Genomic DNA, 16,936 nt, shown 5'->3' with positions numbered 1-16,936 from the left:
AGATTTTAGATTTTAGATTTCAGATTTATAAAAATCATCTTTCTTATCTATATTTTACAATTCTACTTTGTACCTATTATTACTAATTTCTAACTTTTACGTGATAAAATACATTTGGTTTTGTTCCAATGTGTTCTAACAAGTGATACATTCTTTTATCTTCTGACAATTCTGTTACTTTATCTTCTTTGTTGTTTACATCTCCAAAAACCATAGCTCCAGAAGTACATGCGTTAGAACAAGCTGTTTCAAATTCGTCAGCCTTAACTTCTCGTCCTTCACGTTTTGCTGTTAAAATTGTCTTTTGTGTCATTTGAATACACATCGAACATTTTTCCATAACTCCACGAGAACGAACATTCACATCAGGATTTAATACCATACGACCTAAATCGTCATTCATGTGATAATCAAACTCATCGTTTCCGTTATATAAGAACCAGTTAAAACGACGAACTTTATAAGGACAGTTGTTAGCACAATATCTAGTTCCAACACATCTATTGTAAGCCATGTGGTTCTGACCTTGGCGACTATGAGAGGTTGCTGCCACAGGACAAACAGTTTCACAAGGCGCATGATTACAATGCTGACACATAACAGGTTGGAAAGCAACTTGAGGATTATCCGAAGGAACTTCCATACCACGCAAAGTAGCAACAGAATCTATTAACCCTTCGCTACCCTCTTTGGCTTTATTATCACCTTCAAAAGTTGTTTCAGAAGAATAATACCTATCGATACGCAACCAGTGCATATCACGACTTCTTCTCACTTCAGATTTTCCAACTACTGGTACATTATTTTCTGCATGACAAGCGATAACACAAGCCCCACAACCAGTACAAGCATTCAAATCGATAGAAAGATTAAAATGATGACCAACAGTACGATCGAAAGACTCCCATAAATCTACACTAGTAGCAGGCACCTCTTTATGATCTAAAGATACCATAGGAACTAAATTCCATTCTTCAGCATCTTTTGTATTAAATATATCAAGGGAAGTTTCTTTGATAATATCTCCACGACCCATTAATGTTCTTTGCAACTGAACACAAGCAAACTCATGTTCTCCGTCTTCTTTAGCAATTGATACATTTTGCACATTACTAAAGTTATTGTATAAAGTGTAAGCATTTACTCCCACTTGCATTTCTTCTTTCATAGCCGCTTTACGACCATAACCCAAAGCCAATCCAACAGTACCTTTTGCTTGACCTGGCTGAATTATTACCGGAACTTTTTCCAGTTTTACTCCATCTACAGTTAAAGTAACATAACTTCCGTTAAGCCCACCATTAGCTACATTCCAGTTTTCAATACCTGAAGTAGTAGCATCAGCCTGAGATATTGTTAAATAATTATCCCATGACGCTCTTGTAATTGGATCTGGAAATTCTTGCAACCAAGGATTATTTGCTTGCTGACCATCTCCTAAACCAGTTTTAGTATATAATACCAATTCTAATCCTTTTGAAGTGGCTTTAGCCAAAGTTGAAGCAGCTCCGTTATAATCGGCACCAACTCCTGCACTAGCTGAAATTCCTTCTGTAAAAACTACACCGTCATGAACCAATTGATTCCATGATTTTGCACCTGACCAAGAAGAACGTAAATAATCATAATATGTTTGAGCGTTTCCTGTCCAAGATAACAAAGCATCTTGAAATTGAACAGTATCAAATAAAGGACGAATAGTAGGTTGTGTTAAAGCATAACTTCCTTTAACAATACTTACATCTCCCCAAGATTCTAAATAATGAGGTGTTGCAACTGCAATATTCGCAACAGCAGCAGTCTCATCTTCTTTCATTGCAAATGCAACAGAAAGTTTTACTTTTTTTAATGAATTTGCAAACTCTTTTCCGTTTGGCAAAGAATAAACAGGATTTACACCATTCATAATTAAAGTATGAACAGCACCCGATTTCATGTCGGCTAAAAGCTGTTTCACATCAGCATTATTTCCTTTACGGATTTGACGTGTATTTGCTGTATTAAAAGCTTCGCTTGACAACACTTTATTGATAGCTAAAACTAACAATTGAGCATTTTTATCATCGATACCACAAACCAAAACACCTTTACTTCCTGCAGCTTTTAGTTGTTGCGCAGCTTTCATCACCGCTTCATCTTTAGAAGAACCTATAGAAGAACCTGTAATTACATTATATATTTGAACTAATGCTTGTTTTTGATTAGCAACCGTCATTGGCACGCGCTTATCGGCAGCAGCACCTGAAAGTGTCATATTAGATTCAAACTGAAAGTGACGTGACATTTTTCCGTTTTGAGGAATACGTCCTTGCGCATAACCCGCATCGAAACCACCACCTTGCCAATCCCCTAAGAAATCTGCACCAATAGAAACAATTACATTAGCTTTTGAAAAATCATATTCTGCCAAAGCTCTCTCACCATAAACCGTTTGAAAAGCATCTAAAGCTTCTGATGAAGAAACTGCATCATAAGTTACATGCTTTGCGTTTGGATTTGAAACTAAAAACTGAGCAATTAACTTATCTGTAGATGGACTCGCAGAAGTATTTGTTAGCAACACTACTTTTCCTCCTTTTGCTTTAGCATCAGCTATACTAGCTTTAATTTTAGCATTTGCCTGCTCCCAAATTGTGTCTTTACCAGCAATTTTCGAAGTTTTCATACGCATACTATCATATAATGACAATACAGAAGCATGAACACGTGCATTTGCGTGGAAATTTGCACCAGCAATTTTATTATTTTCTATTTTAATAGGACGACCTTCACGAGTTTTTACTAAAACATTAGCAAAATCGAAACCATCTGCAATAGTAGTTGCATAATAATCTGCAACTCCAGGCACAATTTCTTCAGGTTGAACTACATAAGGAATTGACTTATGCACTGGACCTTCACAAGCCGCAAGAGAGGCAGCAGCCGTAGTAAATCCAACGTACTTAAGAAAGTCACGACGTGTTGTAGAAGATGTAGCTAATGTAACTGCATCACCTAAAAATTCATTTGTTGAAATTTCTTCTACAAATTCGTTATTTCTAAGCGTCTCAACAATAGAACTATTTTCGTTTAGCTCTTCAACACTTTTCCAGTATTTTTTGTTTGATGACATATTTTCTTATTCGTTTATTCGTTTATTCGGTATTTTTTTTTCGTCATTTAGTTTTCGGTTAAAGATATACAATTAACCTATTAACTATTTTAGTAATGGCATTTACCACATTCTAAACCTCCCATTTGCGCTGCAGTCAACTTGTCTACACCATATTTTTTAGAAAGTTCGGTATGAATTTTTTTGTAGTAATCATTTCCTTCTACTTTCACATCTGTTGCACGGTGACAATTAATACACCAACCCATTGTTAGTGGTGCAAATTGCTTTTGAATTTCATAAGTTTGAACTGGTCCATGACATTTCTGGCATTCGATCCCAGCAACTGTTACGTGTTGTGAGTGATTAAAGTAAACGAAATCAGGTAAATTATGAATTCGAATCCATTTTACTGGTTTTGTTTTCCCAGTGTATTTTTGAGATGTTTTATCCCAACCCACCGCATCGTATAGTTTTTGAATTTCTCCAGTGTAATACTCTTTAGTATATTCAACATAAGTAGAATCTTTATCCCCTTGGAATTCAGAAATATTTTTATGACAATTCATACAAACATTTAACGAAGGAATACCAGCATTCTTACTCACACGAGCCGAAGAGTGGCAATACTTACATTCTATCCCATTATCACCAGCGTGAATTTTATGCGAATAGTGAATTGGCTGAATTGGCGCATAATCTTTATCGACACCTATTTGAGATAGGTAACCGTACACAAAAAACGCACTCACCAACATTAGCAACACAACAGAAACCAATACTAAAAACTGATTTTTAGCAAAAGCCTTCCAGATAGGCAAGGTCTTTTCTTTTGCAGCTACTTCTATACCATTAGCTTTTGCAATTTTACCCAAGACATTGTTTACCATAAACAACATAGCGACTAAAACCGCTAAAATACCAGTCAACAATCCTAAAATTAAATTGTTTGATATCCCACCTTCTGACGAAGCACCTTCAGCACCAGCTGTTGGCGTTAAAACTGCTGGCTTTTCTATCTCAGTATCTGTGTACGCTAAGATATTATCTATATCAGCGTTTGATAATTGAGGAAAAGCAGTCATTACAGCCTTATTATTCTCATTAAAAACCTTTACAGCATCTGCATCACCTGAAGCGATAAGTGCAGAGCTATTCTTGATCCAACCGTAAAACCATTTTTTATCATGTTTTGCAGTTACACCACGCAAAGCTGGACCTGTCATTTTAGCATCTAACTTATGACAAGCCGCACAATTCGAATTAAAAAGTGCTTTTCCTTGTACAGCATCTCCACCAGCGGCAGGAGCAGTAGTCGCATCAACAACTGGAGCAGCTGTTTGCGCAAAGGAATTTAGAGAAACGGACATTACTAACGCTAAACTCAGCGCTATTATCCTTGAAATCGATTTATGGTTACCCACTTTCTTCATACTATTAAATGATTAACATTTAAATTTGACATTATCTTTATTGCGATTTTCGAAATAAATCTAATTTGCCATTTAAAAAACTTCGACAAAAATACGACTTATGTACTATTCTCAAAACCTTAAATATATCTTAATTATCAATTTATATTAATTCTAAATAATATTTTTTGATTTGTTTAGAAAGTTAAAATGTATTTTTGCCTAAAAATATATTCATTATGAGAATCTTAACTTTTAAAAGAAGCTTTTACGGCATCGCTTTTTTGATGTTTTTACCATTTAATTCTTTCTCACAAGAGATGAAAAATTCTGTTTTACAGGATCCTAGATTTGAACAATTACTAAACGAAAAAAGAAAATTAAACGGATCGATAACAATAAACGACCGTTTTAAAATTCAGATTTTTACAGGAGAAAGCGTAACGAGCAAAAAAGCATTGACAGATTTTAGAAAAGAGAATAAAAACATTGATGCAACAATTGTTTTTAGCACGCCAATATATAAAGTTTGGGTTGGAAATTACAAAACTAGAATTGAAGCCGAAAATAAACTACGCGCGTTAAAAAAGAAATACCCGAACGCTTTCTTAGTAAAACCTAATAAGTAAAATTTAGCAATATTTTCTTATAGCTCTTAAATGTCTTATATGTTTCAAGTCTGAACTGCATAAGACATTTAAGGCATCCGTTTTCCTTTTTTTATTTTGCCATAATTGGCTCCCAAAAAACGGCATCAAAATCTTGAATCTGATTATCGATTATAACAATACCCTCATTTTCTAATAATTGCTGCATCATATTTGCACCTTCAAAATGATGTTTTCCAGTAAGCAACCCTTTACGATTTACGACTCTGTGTGCAGGAACGTCGTTAATATTATGAGCGGCATTCATCGCCCAACCCACCATTCTAGCAGAACGAGCAGTGCCTAAAACTCTTGCGATAGCGCCATAAGAAGTTACTTTTCCGCAAGGAATTTGCCTTACAAGAACATAAACCCGTTCGAAAAAATTATCGCCTGTTGCTGACATAAATATGAATTTAAAATTATGAATCACGCTTTGAATATCAATATTTATAACAAAAAACACGACACAAAATCATCATCAATACTTACTTATAATTTGAAGTAATACTTTAGAATATGATACAAAGCCAAGATTGCAATAAATCCAGTAATTGAACCTATTATTGTATTCATGTTTTTAACTAGAAAATCCGTTTTGGCCTCGATCTTCTTAAAAAAAGAAATATAACTATAAAAAACGAGTAAAGAACCAAACACAACCCCTACAACAAAACTACATATTGAATTTATATTGAAAGTAAAACACCCAAATGACGCTAAACCCACGCTAGCAAAAACATAATAAGGAATAGGTAAAAAATTAATTACAGAAATAAACATTCCTAGAAAAAATCGACTTTTTTTACTTTTTATTTTAAATTCTTTTTGCTCTTTTTTTTGAGGCTCTTTTGCAATCCATAAAAAGTAAATAGTTAGAATTGCAAAAATTCCAAACCCAATTTCTCGAAGCAAAATCGCTATTTCCTGATGTTTGGCAATGTATCTTGCAAAAATTAATGCGACCAATGTTTGAAAAAAAACAACTACTAATGCACCCGCAGTAAACAACAAAGCACGGTTTTTACCATCTTGCGTACTAATCTTAGCTGCTGTCATATTAATAAGTCCTGGCGGAAAAACACCTACTAGCGAAGTAATAAAACCTAAAAAAAGTGGTGTGATGATACTCATTATTTACATTTTTTGGGGTTAATGGGTGGGTTAAGCCCATACTTATAACTACTTAATTTTGAAGCGAATATATGTAATAGATTTATTTATTGCTAAATATTGTTTTTCGTAAAATGTTTGTATTTCAGTTACTTCCTCTGGCGACCCTTCATTTGTATATACATTATGATTGGCGTATAAGACTTGGTGGCCTTCGCCATGCAATAACCCTAAAGTATAACCATGCATAAACTCTGAATCTGTTTTCAGATTCATAATTCCGTCGGGTTTTAGGATCTTTTTGTACAATTGCAAAAATTCAGAATTGGTCATTCGGTGCTTGGTTCGTTTGTATTTTATTTGAGGATCTGGAAAAGTGATCCAGATTTCATCTACCTCATTTTCGGCAAAAATATGATTTATCAATTCTATTTGCGTACGAACAAAAGCAACATTATGAAGTCCTGTTTCGACAGCCGTTTTTGCACCACGCCAAAAGCGAGCGCCTTTTATATCGATACCAACAAAATTTTTATTTGGAAATTTGGTTGCCAAACCAACTGAATATTCGCCTTTTCCGCAACCTAATTCTAAAATAATTGGATTATCATTCTTAAAAAAATCTTGCTTCCATTTTCCTCTTAAACCAAATGAATTTGATACTACTTCCTCACGAGTTGGCTGAAAAACGTTACCAAACGCTTCATTTTCTCCAAATCTCTTTAATTTATTTTTACTTCCCACGTTTTCAATTAATATTTTGGCAAAAATAAGAAAATATAAATCAATAGATATAAACTTATGATAATGTTTACATAACGTTTACATTACCTATAATTCTTGTCTTTGTATAAAATAATTATATTTTGGAAAAAAGAAAACTAGAAATTGTTGTTATTTCAGATGTGCATTTAGGAACTTATGGTTGTCATGCAAAAGAATTATTAAATTATTTATCTTCTATAAAGCCCAAAATATTAATCCTTAATGGAGACATCATAGATATTTGGCAGTTTAGAAAATCCTATTTCCCTAAAAATCACCTTAAAGTTATTCAGAAAATAATTTCGCTTAGTACAAAAGGAACAAAAGTTTATTATCTGACAGGTAATCATGATGAATTTTTAAGAAAATTTACCGATCTTCATCTCGGGAATATAAGTTTGCTTAATAAATTAACCCTAGAATTAGACGGCAAAAAAGCATGGATCTTTCATGGTGATGTTTTTGATGCTTCTATTAATCATGCGAAATGGCTAGCAAAATTAGGTGCTTGGGGATATGATTCTTTAATTTTAATTAATCGATTTTTAAACTGGTGTTTGGCCAGAATGAACAAAGAGCCTTATTCTCTTTCGAAAAAAATTAAAGACAATGTAAAATCGGCAGTTAAGTTTATTACTAATTTCGAGAAAATTTGCATAGATTTAGCCATCGAAAAGAACTATGATTATGTTATTTGCGGACATATACATGAACCAAAAATCGAATTATTTGAAAACCCTCACGGAAAAACAACATATTTAAATTCTGGAGATTGGATTGAAAACTTAACCAGTTTAGAATATAATCACAAAAAATGGAAACTTTACAAGCATATTACAACTGAAAATTTCCAGGAAAATGACCTAGATTTTGAATATGAAACTAAATTAGCAGAGCAGTTTATAAGTGTACTAAGAAAATAAGTACAAAACCTTCCTCATTTTCTTGAAAGATTACAAAAATGAATAAAAATATTTTAGTTGCCCCCCTTAATTGGGGTTTGGGTCATGCCACACGATGCATTCCTATAATTAGAGCCTTAGAAACCGAAGGCTTCTCTCCTATTTTAGCCTCAGACGGTGTTGCTTTAGAAATATTACGCAAAGAATTCCCGCAACTACCATCGATAGAGTTGCCTTCTTATCATATTGAATATCCAAAAAACGGATTTTTTTTTAAACTAAAGATATTAGCTAATAGCCCAAAAATGGTATTGGCAATTATTTTGGAAAAAAAAATAACAACGAAACTCATTAAAGAATACAATATTTCTGGGATAATTTCAGACAATAGATTAGGCGTAAGAAACAAGAAAATCCCGTCTGTTTTTATCACCCATCAGCTAAACGTGATGACAGGAAACACTACTTGGTTTACCAGTAAAATGCATCAATACATTATAAAAAAATACAATGAATGCTGGGTTCCTGATATAAATACTACCCCTAACCTTACTGGAAAATTAGGGCATTTATCTCATAAAATTGAAACCATAAAATATATTGGACCACTGAGTAGGTTACAAAAAAAAACGTTGAAAAAAAAGTATGATTTGATGGTTATTTTATCTGGACCAGAACCTCAACGCACGTTTTTAGAAGAAAAATTAATTATAGAATTAGAGCATTACAAGGGGAATATTATTTTTATAAAAGGCAAAATAGAAGCCATACAAATCATCGAAAAAAAGGATCAAATTACTTTTTATAATTATATGAATTCTCAAGAGCTTGAAAATTCTTTTAACGAAAGTGACCTAATCTTGTGCCGCTCTGGTTATACTACTGTAATGGATTTGGCGCAATTAGAAAAAAAAGCTTTTTTTATTCCAACTCCTGGGCAATACGAGCAAGAATATCTGGCTAAAAAATATAAAAAAGAAGGATTGGTTCCTTATTGTAACCAAGAGAAATTTAAAACCGAAAAACTTTTAGAAGTTAACTTTTACAAAGGATTAAAGGATTTTAAAACCCAAATAAACTGGAAATCTCTTTTTGATATTTTCTAAAAACAGAAGACATAAAAAAACTGACTTTGTTACTAAAAGTCAGTTTAAAATTATAAATATATACTACTCAATTTTAGTTTTTTCGTGCTTTATTGTTTTTGCATTAATTACAAAATAAATAGATTCCGCAATATTTGTACAGTGCTCACCAATACGCTCAAGATGTTTTAAAGCCAATATTAAATTAGTTCCTGACCCTACTGCTTTTGAGTTTGTTTTCATTTCAGAAATAATGTTTTCTATTACTTGCTGTGTTTCTACTCTGATATTTTTATTTAAAAGAAAGATTTCTCCAATGGTTTTTTCTTGTTGTTTATCGAAGCACTCATTGGTTTTTTTGGTTATTAATTCTATGTTTTTTGTTATCGAAGCTATATCAAATTTTATAATTAAATCGTATTTTTCTTTAACATTCTTAGAGTTTTTAATAACACTAATGGCTAAATCCCCAATACGTTCTATCTCGCTGCTTATTTGCATGGCAGAGATAATAAATCGCAAATCTGAGGCTACGGGTTGTTGTAACGCAAAAATATTTTGACAAATTTCATCGATTTTTACATCTAGTTTGTCAATTTTGTTTTCCGTTTTCTTGAGTTTTTTTGTTGTTGCATTTGGATCAGAAAGCAAAGATTTCATTGCCTCAATAATTTGATTTTCTGATAAAACACCAATTTTTACGATTACAGTTTTTAATTTTGCTAATTCTATTTCAAGTAATGATGCCATATTTTTTAATTTAAAGTTTAGGAAGTTTAGAAAGTTTAGAAAGCTTAGAAAGTTTAATGTCATGACACTAACCTTTTAAACTCATAAACTTTTAAACTTTTTTATCCGAATCTTCCTGTTATATAATCTTCTGTTTGTTTTTTTGATGGTTTTGTAAAAATAGATTTTGTTTTGTCTATCTCTATTAATTCTCCTAAATAAAAGAAAGCTGTATAATCGCTAGTTCTTGCTGCTTGTTGCATATTGTGTGTTACAATAATTATCGTGTATTGCTCTTTTAATTGATGTACTAATTCTTCAATTTTTGAAGTAGAAATTGGGTCGAGTGCACTCGCAGGCTCATCCATTAATACAATATCTGGGCTTACCGCCAATGTTCTTGCAATACACAAACGTTGTTGTTGTCCTCCAGACATTCCCATGGCAGAATCGCCCAACCTGTCTTTTACCTCATCCCAAATGGCTGCTTGTCGCAATGATGTTTCTACAATTTCATCTAATTGTGTTTTGTCTTTTATTCCGTTTATCCTTGGTCCGTAAGCGATATTTTCATAAATAGATTTTGGAAATGGGTTCGATTTTTGAAAAACCATTCCTATTTTTTTTCTAATATTTACAACATCTACATCTTTGTCATAAATATTTACGCCTTCTACAAGCATTTCTCCGGTGATTCTTACACTTGGTATCAAATCATTCATTCTATTGATACTTCTTAAAAATGTAGATTTTCCACAACCTGACGGTCCTATTAATGCGGTAACTTTGTTGCGAGGAATTTGCATCGAAATTTCATTTAATGCTAATTTTTCTCCGTAATATAAGGATAATTTATTTACTTCTATTTTTATGTCTTTCATTTCTATTGTGTGTGTTTTGAAAAAACTTAGATTTTCTTTCTTCTAATTCTTGAACGGATTATTACTGCTACAATATTTAACGATATGGTAAGCATTAATAATACTAATGTGGTTGCAAATTGTATAGGCATTGTTTTCTCAACATCGGACGATTGTGTCGACATGATATAAATGTGATAACCTAAATTCATAAACTGATCGCTCACTGATTTTGGTAAAGTAGCTAAATAATATGCTGCTCCTGTAAATAAAATAGGAGCAACTTCTCCTGCTCCTCTACTCACTGCGAGGATTGTTCCTGTCATAATTCCAGAAATAGATTCGGGTAAAACTACTTTTCTTATGGTTTGCCATTTTGTTGCGCCTAAAGCCAAACTAGCTTCACGCAATTCTCTTGGTACTGTTTTTAAAGCCTCTTCGACCGATACGATAATAACAGGCAACGTTAATAAGGCCATGGTTAAACTCGCCCATAAAATATTAGGTTGTCCCCAATGTAATTGCCCATCATTGAAAGTATTATCTATTCCTGCTCCTATAAATTGAATAAAGAAACCTAGTCCGAATAATCCGAATATAATGGAAGGTACAACTGCCAATGTTCTAACTGAGAATCTTACAGCGGCCGCAAATTTAGAATTCTCTGCCGCATATTCGGTCAGATAAAGTGCTGTTATCGTTCCGAAGGGAACTGCTGCAAGCGACATGACGATTACCAAGATAAATGTACCTATAATAGCAGGAAGAATCCCTCCTTTTGTCATACCATCGGTTGGAAAAGAGCTGATGAATTCCCAAGAAAACATATCTGAACCATTGTAAACAATAATGCCAATGATTAGAAACAAAACAGCAATAATAAGGATTACGGCAGCGAGTGTAGCACCAATGATTAATCGTCCTTTTAAGTCAGATGATTTAGTATTCCTTGAAAAGAACAAGCTTTTTTCTTCGGTTGTAGTTGTACTCATGATTTATTTACCTTGAATTTTCTTAATTAATTTCCCTTTTACATAAAATTCTGCCAATGCATTTAATCCAAAAGAGAAAATGAAAAGTAACGAACCTATAAAAAACAATACACTGTAATGGGTGTCTCCAAAAACAGTTTCTGCCATTTCCGAGCCAATGGTTGCTGCAAATGTTCGTACACTTTCGAAAGGACTTGCAGTATTTAATGCTGCATTTCCCGTTGCCATTAGCGCAATCATGGTTTCGCCAAAAACCCTACCAATTCCTAATAAAATTGCTGCAAAAATACCAGGAATAGCCGCTGGCAAAGTAACAAAAAATGCTGTTTGCCATTTGCTGGCGCCTAAAGCTAAACTAGCTTCGGTATAGGTTTTAGGAACTGCCGAAAGTGCGTCTTCAGATATTGTATAAATAATTGGAATGGCGGCAAGTGCCATGGCAACTCCTCCTACAAAAGCATTTAACCTGGTTTCGTAACCAAAAACATCTTGAAAGAATGTTGCTAAAATCATTAAAGCAAAAAAACCAATAACTACCGATGGGAATGCGGCTAATAATTCGATAAGTGGTTTTATAATCTCTTTGGCTTTTTTTGAAGCAAAAGCCGATGTATAAAGCGCAGCTAAAACACCCAATGGTCCAGCAAATAACATGGCAATTATGGTGACTTTTAGTGTTCCTAAAAGCAAGGCAATTAAACCAAAACGAGGATTGTCTGACACAGGAACCCATTCGGTTGTTAAGAAAGAACTCCAAGTATTGTCTGCGCCTTGATTTTCAGATTCCCTTATTTCTTCGGTAGGTTGCGCTTCATTTGCAACAACATCTCCGTAAGTTTCTGGTTTTAATGTTGCGGATTCACTTGTGGTTTCTGTACCGTAAACCTCAGGCTTTAATACTTCGGTGGTTTCGGCTCCGTAGGTTTCTGGTTTTAAATTATTGTTATTTGATATTTCGGTTTTAGCTTTGCTCGCTTTCCTAAAATTAAATATTGGCAATGCTTCTTTGAAAACGAAGACAAAAATTAATACAATTATAGCAATCGACGTATAGGCAACTGACGAAATTATTTTCTCGGCAAGAAATTCAGAAAGTCTAAATTGTTTTTTTAGGCTTTCTTTAGAAAAATCATTATTTGGAATATTGGTTTTCATTTATTTGAATTGAAAAATCAAAAAATAATTAAAAAACAAACCCTAAGCGTTTTTAAAGCCTTCTGTGGGTTTGTTTTTTAATCTTAAAATTTATTTTACTGGAAAGTAACCAACTTGCGATGTTATTTTTTGTCCTTCAGTACTTAAAACCCAATCAACAAATTTTTTGGTTTCACCCGTTGGGCGTGTTGCTAAATATAGGTACAAATATCTCGTGATTGGGTATGTTTTATTTCTAATAGTTTCTTCCGTTGCTAAAAGAGCAGGGCTATTGGCCTCTTTTTTAACTTTACAATCTTTTACACCACTATCAAATGCTGCACCACCATAACCTATTCCGTTTTTGTCTTTTTTTACAGCATTTACAATCGCTGCGGTTCCTGGTAAGCTTTGACAAGTTAAGGCATAATCTTTTTTGATTACGTTATCTTTAAAGTAAACATAAGTTCCTGAACTATTTTCACGACCGTATAATTTGATATTTGCATTTGCGCCTCCAACTTGGTTCCAGTTGGTTATTTTCCCTGAATAAATATCAGACAATTCTTTCAAAGTCAATTCAGAAACTCCGTTTGCTTTATTTAAATAAATAGTAATACCATCTTTTGCACAAGCAATTTCAACCCCTAAAGTTCCGTAACGACCTTTTATTTTTTCTAATTCTGATTGTTTCAGTGGTCGTGAAGAAGTGGCAATATCTGTAGATCCGTTTATTAATGCCGAAAGGCCAACTCCAGACCCCCCGCCTGTAACTTGAATGGCAGTGCTTGGGCTTTTAGACATATAAACCTCTGCCCATTTTTGAGCCAAAATTACCATGGTATCTGAACCTTTTATGGTAATTTTATTTACTGTTGTAAATGAAAATCCAATTGTCATTACGACCAATAAAATTGCTGCTAATTTGATGTTTGATGTTTTCATAAAATTTTATTTTAAATTATTAAAATCTTGCTTGTAATCTAATTGAAAAAATATTGTCTTTTTTGTCTTTATTTATAGTTGCATAATCTCCCGCAACCAAATCGCTTTTTTCATTAATTGGCATTGTATAACCTAAAATAATTTTTACATTTTCGTCATAAAAATATTGCCAAGCAAATGTCCAAGTATTATATTTTAAATCATCGGCTCTAGTTATGTTGCTTCCTGAGAGTTTAGAATTTGGATCAAAACTATCATATCTAACGGCTGCTTGAAGATGTTTTCCTACGTTTTTAGTAAATGAAAGATAAAAACCGTCAAATTTTCTGACTTTGTTTGCCCCAAAAGCAGTATAAGTTTGTAGCGGGTTTGAACTTCCCGAAATTGTTCCTGAAATATATTCTCCTTTTAGTGAGGTTCCGCCTAGAAAGTCATAATAAATTTGAGCTTCTACACCAAACCAGTCTTTTTTAAGTGTTGTGCCAACTACTGGCGTAAAATTATTGTTGTTTTGATCAGAAAAAACTGCTGGCGGTGTTACTGGATTTGTTACTGCTTGTGGCAAAACTTTTGTTGATCCAAAATAACCGTGTGCTCCAATATCTATACCCAAACCTTTGCTTGGAAATTGAAAAGAATAGGTTGCGCGAGCCATTACATCTTTATTGCTATCTACATCTCGAACTTGATTTGCTATTGCACCTTGACCGAAGTTACCATTAAAAATTGCCAATTGTAATTTTAACGGAATTTCGTATTTTGTCATAAAATTAGCTTCTAACTTTGCTCCTAAATCACGTTCGTTAGGATAAAGTGTAGTTGTCATTCTGCTTCTTTCTAGAAACTCTCGGGTACCCGAAGAAAACTCTACATCATAATTTATTCTGTTAAATTGTCCGAATGTCAAGGAATAAGTTTGCATAAACCATCGGTCGTTTAAAACCACGTAAGCGTCTTTTAAAGAAACTTTATCTACTGCAAAATCTGGTTGTAAAACAAATTTTATACCTTCTATTGTTTCGTAAGCAAATTTTAGCCTTGCTCTTCTTATGTGAAATGAATTTGTAACTGGAGCTTGTGCTGATGATCCTAAAACAGGTCCTTTATCATCTTGAAAATCGTACATATCATATTGTACCTGCATGTAGCCAGATAATTTAATTTTTGTTAATTTAGATAAATCACTTTCTATTGTGGCTAATCTTTCGTCGATATCTCCAAATTTCATAGTATGCTCGTCTAAACTTTGCTTAAGAGAATCGATAGAGACCTCTTTTTTAATCGTATCATTTACAATTTCTTGGGCATTAGCCAAGCAAGGAGAAATGATTAATAATAGTAATAATAGTTTTTTCATCTTGTAGTTGTCTTGTTTTAAGCCACAAAGATGGATTAGTAATGTTATTAAATTGTTAAGCAAATATTAACTATACATAAATCTAAAGTTATGCAGGTTTAGCCCTTGTAAACAAAGGGTTTATTTTTGGTTAATTGTTTTTTGAAGTGTAAATGAGAACTCGGATCCTACTCGAAATTTGCTTTCTACAAATATCCTTTCGTTGTGTGCCTCGATAATGTGTTTTACTATCGCCAAACCTAGCCCAGAGCCTCCTTCGGAACGGGACCCGCTTTTATCTACTCTATAAAAACGTTCGAAAAGTCTAGAAATATTTTGTTTTTCTATTCCTTCTCCGTTGTCTTTTACATTTATTAATATTTTGTTATTAATGACTTCTTCTACTCCTATTTCGGTCGAACCACCTATTTTTCCGTATTTTATAGAGTTTTCAACGAGATTTGTAACTACTTGCTGTATTTTTTCGTAGTTACCCAAAACCATAATGGGTTTATGGTATTTAGAATCGAAGGAAAGCATGATTTCTTTTTTATTTGCTTTCATTTCGAGTAAGTCAAATACACCCTGAATTAGGCTTATTATGTCAAAATTAGTCATTTCGATTCTTCCTTCAGCTATTTCTAACTTTGCAATTGTATCTAGGTCTTCTACGATATATATAAGTCGCTCTACTCCTTTTTCGGCACGTTCTAAATATTTTTTACGAATAATCTTGTCTTTCATCGCGCCATCTAGCAAGGTCGAAATATAGCCTTGAACTGTAAACAAGGGAGTTTTAAGTTCGTGCGAAACGTTTCCTAAAAATTCTCGTCTAAATTCTTCTCGATCATTTAGGGATTCTATTTCTAGTTTTTTATTGGCTGCAAATTGTTGTACTTGGGTAGTAATTTGAGACAAATCGCTGTTTACAGGCTGGTTTAAAATAGAGTTTGTGTCTAAAAACGAAATTTCTTCATACAATTTTTTAACCCTTTGATAAATAAATTTTTCGGTGCGATATTGCATCAAAAAAAGAGCAAAAATATAAATTGAAATACTAAATACAGAAGCCACTAAAATTAAGTTATTAGTTTTTAATTTCATAAAAAAACAATCGAGTAAACAAAAAAGGCCAGCTGCAAAAATCGTTATATACAATGCTGATATTACAGCAAATTTGTATGTTTTTTTGAAATTAAAATTCATTTACAACTCGAATTTATAACCTATTCCTTTGGTTGTTTTAAAATATTCGTCTCCTATTTTTTCTCTTAGTTTTCGTATATGAACATCGATAGTTCTTCCGCCAACTACAACTTCGGAGCCCCAAACTTTATCTAGTATTTCTTCTCGCTTAAAAACTTTTCCTGGTTTTGAAGCAAGTAAATAAAACAATTCAAATTCTTTGCGAGGCAAAATAATTTCAACACCGTCTTTTATTACATTATATTCTTCTCGATTTATTTCGATATCGCCTATAATTAGAGTTTCACTTTTTGGGCTTTCCTCTTCTTTTATTCTTCGCAATAAAGCTTTTACCTTACTAACCAATAGTTTTGGTTTTATGGGTTTGGCAATATAATCATCGGCACCAGCATCAAATCCTGCTACTTGCGAATAGTCTTCGTTCCTGGCAGTAAGAAAAGTAATAATAACATTGTTTAGTTCGGGTACTTTTCTAATAATTTCACACGCCTCCATTCCGTCCATTTCTGGCATCATAACATCCATAATAATAAGATGTGGATTGTGTTTTTTTGCTTTCTGAACTGCTTCTTTTCCGTTTTCGGCAGTAAAAATTTGATATCCTTCTTGCGATAAGTTATAACCTACAATTTCTAATACATCTGGCTCGTCATCTACAAGTAAAATCCTTATTTCTTTCTTTTTCATATTGAAAATTAGCTTTTTTTATGATGTAAATG

General features: G+C 33.1%; 16 protein-coding genes. 3 read left to right on the top strand and 13 right to left on the bottom strand.

Translation table 11 applies throughout. From position 1 onward, the window contains the following. Positions 1–82: 82 nt before the first annotated feature. Together B0A57_RS04455 and B0A57_RS04450 are read right to left on the bottom strand one after the other, a co-directional pair. Positions 83–3,112, bottom strand: a complete 3,030-nt coding sequence (locus B0A57_RS04455; RefSeq protein ID WP_034099084.1) for a TAT-variant-translocated molybdopterin oxidoreductase — start codon at positions 3,110–3,112, stop codon at positions 83–85. An 89-nt stretch (positions 3,113–3,201) separates the two neighbouring features. Then, positions 3,202–4,524, bottom strand: coding sequence for a c-type cytochrome (locus tag B0A57_RS04450; RefSeq protein ID WP_011962543.1), 1,323 nt, complete (start codon positions 4,522–4,524; stop codon positions 3,202–3,204). A gap of 218 nt (positions 4,525–4,742) precedes the next feature. Here B0A57_RS04450 and B0A57_RS04445 point away from each other — a divergent pair, with 218 nt between their 5' ends. Continuing rightward, positions 4,743–5,132 (top strand): SPOR domain-containing protein, encoded by a 390-nt coding sequence (locus tag B0A57_RS04445; RefSeq protein ID WP_011962542.1) that lies wholly within the window; start codon positions 4,743–4,745, stop codon positions 5,130–5,132. 91 nt (positions 5,133–5,223) lie between these two features. Here B0A57_RS04445 and B0A57_RS04440 read toward each other — a convergent pair whose 3' ends face one another. The 3 genes from B0A57_RS04440 to trmB all read right to left on the bottom strand — a co-directional run bounded on the left by B0A57_RS04440 (position 5,224) and on the right by trmB (position 7,007). Beyond that, positions 5,224–5,556: an MGMT family protein gene (locus tag B0A57_RS04440; RefSeq protein ID WP_011962541.1), complete on the bottom strand. Its 333-nt coding sequence runs from the start codon at positions 5,554–5,556 to the stop codon at positions 5,224–5,226. 86 nt (positions 5,557–5,642) lie between these two features. Beyond that, positions 5,643–6,284, bottom strand: a complete 642-nt coding sequence (locus tag B0A57_RS04435; RefSeq protein WP_034099086.1) for a lysine transporter LysE — start codon at positions 6,282–6,284, stop codon at positions 5,643–5,645. Positions 6,285–6,332: 48 nt separating this feature from the next. Next, positions 6,333–7,007 carry a tRNA (guanosine(46)-N7)-methyltransferase TrmB gene (trmB, locus tag B0A57_RS04430; protein ID WP_034099088.1) on the bottom strand — a complete coding sequence of 225 codons (675 nt, stop codon included), beginning with the start codon at positions 7,005–7,007 and terminating at the stop codon, positions 6,333–6,335. 122 nt (positions 7,008–7,129) lie between these two features. Here trmB and B0A57_RS04425 point away from each other — a divergent pair, with 122 nt between their 5' ends. Both B0A57_RS04425 and B0A57_RS04420 read left to right on the top strand, forming a co-directional pair. After that, positions 7,130–7,951: a UDP-2,3-diacylglucosamine diphosphatase gene (locus B0A57_RS04425; RefSeq protein WP_034099089.1), complete on the top strand. Its 822-nt coding sequence runs from the start codon at positions 7,130–7,132 to the stop codon at positions 7,949–7,951. Positions 7,952–7,989: 38 nt separating this feature from the next. Then, positions 7,990–9,036, top strand: coding sequence for a glycosyltransferase (locus B0A57_RS04420; protein WP_011962537.1), 1,047 nt, complete (start codon positions 7,990–7,992; stop codon positions 9,034–9,036). Positions 9,037–9,099: 63 nt separating this feature from the next. Here the strand turns inward: B0A57_RS04420 and phoU are convergent, their stop codons facing one another. The 8 genes from phoU to B0A57_RS04380 form a co-directional block, all read right to left on the bottom strand. Beyond that, entirely contained in the window at positions 9,100–9,765 is a 666-nt protein-coding gene (gene phoU, locus B0A57_RS04415) for a phosphate signaling complex protein PhoU (protein ID WP_034099093.1), read from the bottom strand. Between the two features lie 101 nt (positions 9,766–9,866). Then, a complete protein-coding gene (gene pstB, locus B0A57_RS04410; protein ID WP_011962535.1) occupies positions 9,867–10,625 on the bottom strand; it encodes a phosphate ABC transporter ATP-binding protein PstB in 759 nt (252 codons plus the stop codon). 26 nt (positions 10,626–10,651) lie between these two features. Beyond that, the gene (gene pstA / locus B0A57_RS04405; protein ID WP_038466001.1) at positions 10,652–11,596 is read right to left on the bottom strand and encodes a phosphate ABC transporter permease PstA; all 945 of its coding nucleotides are present in this window, start codon (positions 11,594–11,596) and stop codon (positions 10,652–10,654) included. Positions 11,597–11,599: 3 nt separating this feature from the next. Beyond that, positions 11,600–12,751 carry a phosphate ABC transporter permease subunit PstC gene (gene pstC / locus B0A57_RS04400; RefSeq protein ID WP_034099099.1) on the bottom strand — a complete coding sequence of 384 codons (1,152 nt, stop codon included), beginning with the start codon at positions 12,749–12,751 and terminating at the stop codon, positions 11,600–11,602. A gap of 90 nt (positions 12,752–12,841) precedes the next feature. Then, positions 12,842–13,675, bottom strand: a complete 834-nt coding sequence (locus tag B0A57_RS04395) for a phosphate ABC transporter substrate-binding protein (protein WP_034099101.1) — start codon at positions 13,673–13,675, stop codon at positions 12,842–12,844. A 19-nt stretch (positions 13,676–13,694) separates the two neighbouring features. Then, the gene (locus B0A57_RS04390; protein ID WP_034099103.1) at positions 13,695–15,032 is read right to left on the bottom strand and encodes a porin; all 1,338 of its coding nucleotides are present in this window, start codon (positions 15,030–15,032) and stop codon (positions 13,695–13,697) included. 120 nt (positions 15,033–15,152) lie between these two features. Further along, entirely contained in the window at positions 15,153–16,217 is a 1,065-nt protein-coding gene (locus tag B0A57_RS04385; RefSeq protein ID WP_034099104.1) for a sensor histidine kinase, read from the bottom strand. Further along, positions 16,218–16,904, bottom strand: coding sequence for a response regulator transcription factor (locus B0A57_RS04380; RefSeq protein WP_011962529.1), 687 nt, complete (start codon positions 16,902–16,904; stop codon positions 16,218–16,220). Between the last annotated feature and the right edge of the window lie 32 nt (positions 16,905–16,936).

This window comes from Flavobacterium psychrophilum DSM 3660 = ATCC 49418 (assembly GCF_002217405.1).
In the GTDB taxonomy this organism is placed as follows: Bacteria; Bacteroidota; Bacteroidia; order Flavobacteriales; family Flavobacteriaceae; genus Flavobacterium; species Flavobacterium psychrophilum.
The sequence above is the reverse complement of the archived record's forward strand: the minus strand, read 5'-3'. Positions and strand labels throughout refer to the sequence as shown.

Coding starts and splice junctions, on each gene's coding strand:
- B0A57_RS04455 (WP_034099084.1), bottom strand. CDS start 3,112: ATGTCATCAAACAAAAAATACTGGAAAAGTGTTGAAGAGCTAAACGAA.
- B0A57_RS04450 (WP_011962543.1), bottom strand. CDS start 4,524: ATGAAGAAAGTGGGTAACCATAAATCGATTTCAAGGATAATAGCGCTG.
- B0A57_RS04445 (WP_011962542.1), top strand. CDS start 4,743: ATGAGAATCTTAACTTTTAAAAGAAGCTTTTACGGCATCGCTTTTTTG.
- B0A57_RS04440 (WP_011962541.1), bottom strand. CDS start 5,556: ATGTCAGCAACAGGCGATAATTTTTTCGAACGGGTTTATGTTCTTGTA.
- B0A57_RS04435 (WP_034099086.1), bottom strand. CDS start 6,284: ATGAGTATCATCACACCACTTTTTTTAGGTTTTATTACTTCGCTAGTA.
- B0A57_RS04420 (WP_011962537.1), top strand. CDS start 7,990: ATGAATAAAAATATTTTAGTTGCCCCCCTTAATTGGGGTTTGGGTCAT.
- phoU (WP_034099093.1), bottom strand. CDS start 9,765: ATGGCATCATTACTTGAAATAGAATTAGCAAAATTAAAAACTGTAATC.
- pstB (WP_011962535.1), bottom strand. CDS start 10,625: ATGAAAGACATAAAAATAGAAGTAAATAAATTATCCTTATATTACGGA.
- pstA (WP_038466001.1), bottom strand. CDS start 11,596: ATGAGTACAACTACAACCGAAGAAAAAAGCTTGTTCTTTTCAAGGAAT.
- pstC (WP_034099099.1), bottom strand. CDS start 12,751: ATGAAAACCAATATTCCAAATAATGATTTTTCTAAAGAAAGCCTAAAA.
- B0A57_RS04395 (WP_034099101.1), bottom strand. CDS start 13,675: ATGAAAACATCAAACATCAAATTAGCAGCAATTTTATTGGTCGTAATG.
- B0A57_RS04390 (WP_034099103.1), bottom strand. CDS start 15,032: ATGAAAAAACTATTATTACTATTATTAATCATTTCTCCTTGCTTGGCT.
- B0A57_RS04385 (WP_034099104.1), bottom strand. CDS start 16,217: ATGAATTTTAATTTCAAAAAAACATACAAATTTGCTGTAATATCAGCA.
- B0A57_RS04380 (WP_011962529.1), bottom strand. CDS start 16,904: ATGAAAAAGAAAGAAATAAGGATTTTACTTGTAGATGACGAGCCAGAT.